This is a genomic window from Candidatus Babeliales bacterium (assembly GCA_019749895.1).
Lineage (GTDB): Bacteria > Babelota > Babeliae > Babelales > RVW-14 > AaIE-18.
Genome location: JAIEPG010000016.1, coordinates 1 through 4,436 on the forward strand (window position 1 = coordinate 1; position 4,436 = coordinate 4,436).

Consider the following 4,436-nt stretch of genomic DNA (forward strand, 5'->3'; position numbering starts at 1 on the left):
TGGCGCACGTGCTCAACAAATTGCAAAACTTTTGCTGCAAAATTTTTTCCCGCTTGTTCGGGTGCAACAACACAATCGCGTTCTGCCAACTCAAAAGTGGTGGTGGTGGCAAGGCCTGAAAGGCCAACTGAAAGACTGCTTTTGGCGGGCAGCATGAGCGCTTCGTCGCGCTTGCCCCAGTATTTGATCAGCGCGATATTTGCGTTGGTAGTAATGGTAATTTTTGGTGTTTTCATGTGATTGATTGGTGTTTTTGTGCTTCTCGAATTGCATTATTTGCTTGCACAAAAGCATTGCCAATTTTTAGGACCAGCACTTTTATTTCATCCAAATTTTCGAAAAATGCGTGGCGCTGTTTTGGCATAGTTTTGTCTGGGCTTTGATTATATTTTTGCCAAAACTTTTTAACAGTGGGTAAGATTTTGTTAAGTGCGCACAGAGCAGCAAAAAAATCGTTAGTCCAGAGTTCTTTATTGCTTGGGTCTTGCATGTGTGGGTGTGCTAGCGTGTTGTACATTTGGTAGCGCTGATGAGCTATCTGATAATCTTCTTGGCTAAAAATGTGGTCATTGGCAAGGTGGTGGAAGAGGAGCATGATCAGATCATTGACCTCTTTGATTGAGCAGCACATAAAATGGAAGCGTACAATTTTTGCAACGGCTTCAAGTATTGGCGTTTTGTAGGTTGCCTGCTCTAAAATGTTTGGGTTGCTACTTGCTGCGCTGTGCAGTGCTGGAGCTTTAAATAAAAATAATAAAAAAACTAAAAAAATTTTTTTCATGATGGCTCCTATTTTGCAAATTTTTCCTGCATTAATTCGTTTATGGCGGTTTCATAACCGGTAAGAATGGTTGTGGCGGTGTTTATGATTTTTGTTGTAACTTTTTGTAGCCAGGTTTTTTCTTCTTTTTGAATAGATTGTGCGTTTTTTATTCTTTTTTTAAGTGTCACAAAAATACTTTTAATGTTTGAGAGTGCGTCAAAGAAATCTTCGGTACTTTTTTGGTTAAATCGCATGACGCTTTTCTGGCTCAGTTCTGGTAATGCATTGAACTCATCGTAGGAAAAGCTTGGGCCTATGCTTATTTTTGGTAGTAACTTTGCAGGCATTTCTTCGGTTTCAATAAAATATTTGATGAGATTAACGAGATTTTCAAATTCGATGTGTGAGAGGCATTGGTTATGAAAATTGATTATAGTGGCAGTGCTTTTAAGAATGAGTGTTTTACAATCGGATGTTTGCTGCTCGCAAGGGCTTGCGGCGCTGTGTAGTGCTGGTGTTGCAAGAGAGAGGCTCAGAGAGAGAAATAAAAAAATAGAGCGCATTGGTGTTGATCTCCGTGGTTTTTGACTGTTTTTAGTGTGTTTTTATTGGGTATTCTTGGTTAATTAGCGTTGAGATGCGTTTAACCAACTTGGTAAGTTCTTCTAGGTTTTTGAGCATTTCATCTCCACAAATTCGGCCGCGAGATGTCTTTTGGGCGTGTGCATTAATGTCTGGAAGAATGTCTTTCAATTTTTGAAAGCCGATTTGGAATTCTTTGGCCCATTTTTGTTTGTCTTCATTTTTTTGTAGGTAGGGATCCGCTTTTGAGCACATATCATAGCGTTGGTAGGCTTGGCTGTAATCTGCTTGGGTTATGCTTGAGTCATGGCCCAAATGACTATAAAGTTTGATAACGAAGGTTTTGAGTGCTTTTTTTAGTTCTATAAGTTGTTCTCCTGCCCCTTCGTTGGGTAGGCATAAAAAAGTGAATCGTACAATTTTTGCAATGCTATCAAGCATTGGTTGTTTGTACACAGGCTCTTGTACGGGAGCTGCTGGGTGCAGTGTTGGCAAGAAAAGAGAAAAACTTAAGAAGAGAAAAAAATACTTATGCATCGTCTTCCTTAAATTCCTGGTTAATTATTTCGTCGGCTGCTGTAAACAGCTCTCTTATTTCTGTTAGGTTGGTTAATGTTGTTTCTCGTGCAAAAAGTAAGTGTGCTTGAGGTACATAAAGATGCTCTTTGATAGCACTTAATGTTTCTTTGAATGTAATGAGTACTCGGTAAAAATCACGGGCCCAACGTTCTACATCTGGTAAGCATTGGGCGTAAGGATCTACATCCAAGAAAACGTCGCGTGTTATGCATGCTTTTTTGTACTCCTCAAGGCTGATTGTAGGGTCGAAGGCAAGGTGATCATAAAGTTTTACAATCAACGTTTCAAGTACTTCTTTGATCTTGGCAAGTTCTTTGTCAGGAGTTAGGCACAAAAAGGTAAATCGTACGACTTTTGCTACGTCTTGCAGGAGCTGCTCTTTGTAGGTAGCTTCAACTCTCTCTGGCGCAGCGGTAGCTGCAATCAAGACAAGAAACAAAAAAAGATAGCGCATGAGTGGCGATCTCCGTATTTTTTGCTGCTTTTAGCGTACTTTAATTTGTTTTGTTAAGCTGATACCCGTTGTGAGTATTTTTTTAAAATTGAAGTTAGTATACGGCATGATTATGAACTTTGAACATATTTATTCAATTTTATAAGATTCGAGCATTTTCTCCTTGACCCTGACATGATGTCATACTTTATCCTTGGTTTTAGAAGGGAACAATGATGGCACAATGGCGCATTAAAGAAATGAGCGATTTGACCAAAATATCGGTCCGCATGTTGCGGTACTATGATAAAACTGGTTTGCTCAAACCGTCGGTACGCTCGGCAAACGGGTACCGCTGGTACACTGAACAGGACCTGGCAACGTTGCAGCAAATATTAGCACTCAAGTTTTTTGGTTTTAACTTGAGCCAGATAAAAACCATGTTGCAACACAAGCTGGGTATTCGTGAGCATCTACAAGCACAGCGCTTCATGCTTCATGAGCAAATTGAGCAGCTTACGCAGTCTCAAGAAGCGTTGAATGTGGTTCTTAAGCGTCTTGGGTCGTCAGGCACTCCCGATTGGAATGATTTAATTTCACTAATCGAAAGGTATCGTATGGCAGAAGATGTTAAAAAAACATGGTTCGGTAAGAATCTTGATAAAGCGCAACTTGCCGAGTGGCTGGAAATTCGCTCGCAACATCCCAAAGAATATGAGAAATGGGAAGAGCTCATTGCACAAGTTAACGACATGAAGTTTGGGGCACCAGAAAGCGCGCAAGCACAACGCATGCTTGAGCAGATGCTGACAATTACCAAAACAATCAAAGACACCTTTGCCCAACAACGTAAGTTGAATGCCGGTATTTTGCGCAGTGTTCGTGCTGGTAAAATTTCAAGCATGCCGCTTACGCCAGAAGCTCAGCAGTGGTTTAGCAAGGCATCTTTGATTTTTTGGCTTGGTCGTTGGAATAGTTTATATCAAGAGATTTTAAAAAATCTTAAAGCTGATCCAGCGGGAGCTGAGGGTAAAAAAGTTGCACAAGAATGGCGCAATCTTATTACCGAACAGCTTGTTGGTACCTCGCCAGATTTGGTTATAGGAACCATGTTGTGGCAAGATATGGCACGGCAAAAGAGTGAGTTGGAAGAGCAAAAAACACTATCAACCGCTCAGGATATGGTTAAGAAGATTCATGTTGAATTGTTCTTTAACCCTGAAGCATTGAGTTGGATTGAAGTGGCGCTCAATTCGCATTAATAGCTTGTAGAAGCGAGGGCTGGTCGGTTAGCGGCTGGCCCTTTTTTAACGTTTAATTTTTGGTGGGGCTTTCATGATTGATTGGATAAATATTCTTGTTATTGGCATCAGCGTTATTGTTGTTGGTTGCCTGGTTGGCTATGCCGTTGTTGCGGTAAAGCGACGTTCTACGTCTGGGCTGCTTGTTGGGCTTGGGGCGGCCATGATGGTTATTTTGGGCTTTTTAAAAAAAGATGCACCGAAAAATAAGCATGAGATTTCGCAAGTTGATCGATCGAAAAAACTGCCAAAAAAGTACTAAAATGGCATAATTTTGTGCAAAAAAAGCCAAAAGGTTTCTTTTGGTTGCGAATGGTTGCAAAAAGTTTTTTTTCATGATAAGATGGAAATAGAAGTATGATTCATAAATAAAGGAGAAAAGCTATGGCAACAGCAGTAAAATTGTCAGAAAGTATTGTTTCCGAAGCCAAAACAATTTCAAAGGCTCTGAATCGTTCGCTTGCTGGTCAGATTGAGCACTGGGCAAAGATTGGCAAGATTGCCGAAGAGAATCCTGACTTAACTTACGAGTTTATTAAAAATATTCTCATAGCTCAGCAAGAGGCAAAATCAGAAAATTTAGAGCCATATCTTTTTGACAAAAAATAATGATTAGTGTTGTACAAACGCCAACGTTTTCTAGGCAAATAAAAAAATTACACAAGAATCAAAAAAAAGATTTGGATCAAGCCGTAAGCATCATTTTAGCAAACCCATTGATTGGTGAAATGAAAAAGGGGGATCTAGATGGCATTCAGGTTTATAAATTTAGAATGAC

Annotated in this window: 9 protein-coding genes; 4 read left to right on the plus strand and 5 right to left on the minus strand. The window is 40.0% G+C overall.

Annotated features, from left to right (window positions below; all coding sequences use genetic code 11):
- The 5 genes from K2W90_07015 to K2W90_07035 all read right to left on the minus strand — a co-directional run.
- A partial coding sequence (locus K2W90_07015) for a hypothetical protein (protein MBY0354085.1) occupies positions 1-236 on the minus strand: 236 nt, incomplete at its 3' end.
- Positions 233-781 (minus strand): hypothetical protein, encoded by a 549-nt coding sequence (locus K2W90_07020; GenBank protein ID MBY0354086.1) that lies wholly within the window; start codon positions 779-781, stop codon positions 233-235. The genes K2W90_07015 and K2W90_07020, both read right to left, overlap by 4 nt.
- A gap of 8 nt (positions 782-789) precedes the next feature.
- Positions 790-1,326 carry a hypothetical protein gene (locus tag K2W90_07025; GenBank protein ID MBY0354087.1) on the minus strand — a complete coding sequence of 179 codons (537 nt, stop codon included), beginning with the start codon at positions 1,324-1,326 and terminating at the stop codon, positions 790-792.
- A 31-nt stretch (positions 1,327-1,357) separates the two neighbouring features.
- The gene (locus tag K2W90_07030; GenBank protein MBY0354088.1) at positions 1,358-1,882 is read right to left on the minus strand and encodes a hypothetical protein; all 525 of its coding nucleotides are present in this window, start codon (positions 1,880-1,882) and stop codon (positions 1,358-1,360) included.
- Positions 1,875-2,378: a hypothetical protein gene (locus tag K2W90_07035; protein ID MBY0354089.1), complete on the minus strand. Its 504-nt coding sequence runs from the start codon at positions 2,376-2,378 to the stop codon at positions 1,875-1,877. Before K2W90_07035 ends, K2W90_07030 begins: the two co-directional genes overlap by 8 nt.
- A gap of 212 nt (positions 2,379-2,590) precedes the next feature.
- On the opposite strand from K2W90_07035, the gene K2W90_07040 reads away from it, so the two are divergent.
- From K2W90_07040 to K2W90_07055, 4 genes are all read left to right on the plus strand, one after another.
- Positions 2,591-3,619 (plus strand): MerR family transcriptional regulator, encoded by a 1,029-nt coding sequence (locus tag K2W90_07040; GenBank protein MBY0354090.1) that lies wholly within the window; start codon positions 2,591-2,593, stop codon positions 3,617-3,619.
- A gap of 73 nt (positions 3,620-3,692) precedes the next feature.
- The gene (locus K2W90_07045) at positions 3,693-3,920 is read left to right on the plus strand and encodes a hypothetical protein (protein MBY0354091.1); all 228 of its coding nucleotides are present in this window, start codon (positions 3,693-3,695) and stop codon (positions 3,918-3,920) included.
- A gap of 122 nt (positions 3,921-4,042) precedes the next feature.
- Entirely contained in the window at positions 4,043-4,267 is a 225-nt protein-coding gene (locus K2W90_07050; protein MBY0354092.1) for a ParD-like family protein, read from the plus strand.
- A partial coding sequence (locus K2W90_07055) for a type II toxin-antitoxin system RelE/ParE family toxin (GenBank protein MBY0354093.1) occupies positions 4,267-4,436 on the plus strand: 170 nt, incomplete at its 3' end. The genes K2W90_07050 and K2W90_07055, both read left to right, overlap by 1 nt.

Bases quoted from the DNA above. Each gene is read 5' to 3' on its own strand.
- K2W90_07020 (MBY0354086.1), bottom strand. From the start codon at position 781: ATGAAAAAAATTTTTTTAGTTTTTTTATTATTTTTATTTAAAGCTCCA.
- K2W90_07025 (MBY0354087.1), bottom strand. From the start codon at position 1,326: ATGCGCTCTATTTTTTTATTTCTCTCTCTGAGCCTCTCTCTTGCAACA.
- K2W90_07030 (MBY0354088.1), bottom strand. From the start codon at position 1,882: ATGCATAAGTATTTTTTTCTCTTCTTAAGTTTTTCTCTTTTCTTGCCA.
- K2W90_07035 (MBY0354089.1), bottom strand. From the start codon at position 2,378: ATGCGCTATCTTTTTTTGTTTCTTGTCTTGATTGCAGCTACCGCTGCG.
- K2W90_07040 (MBY0354090.1), top strand. From the start codon at position 2,591: ATGATGGCACAATGGCGCATTAAAGAAATGAGCGATTTGACCAAAATA.
- K2W90_07045 (MBY0354091.1), top strand. From the start codon at position 3,693: ATGATTGATTGGATAAATATTCTTGTTATTGGCATCAGCGTTATTGTT.
- K2W90_07050 (MBY0354092.1), top strand. From the start codon at position 4,043: ATGGCAACAGCAGTAAAATTGTCAGAAAGTATTGTTTCCGAAGCCAAA.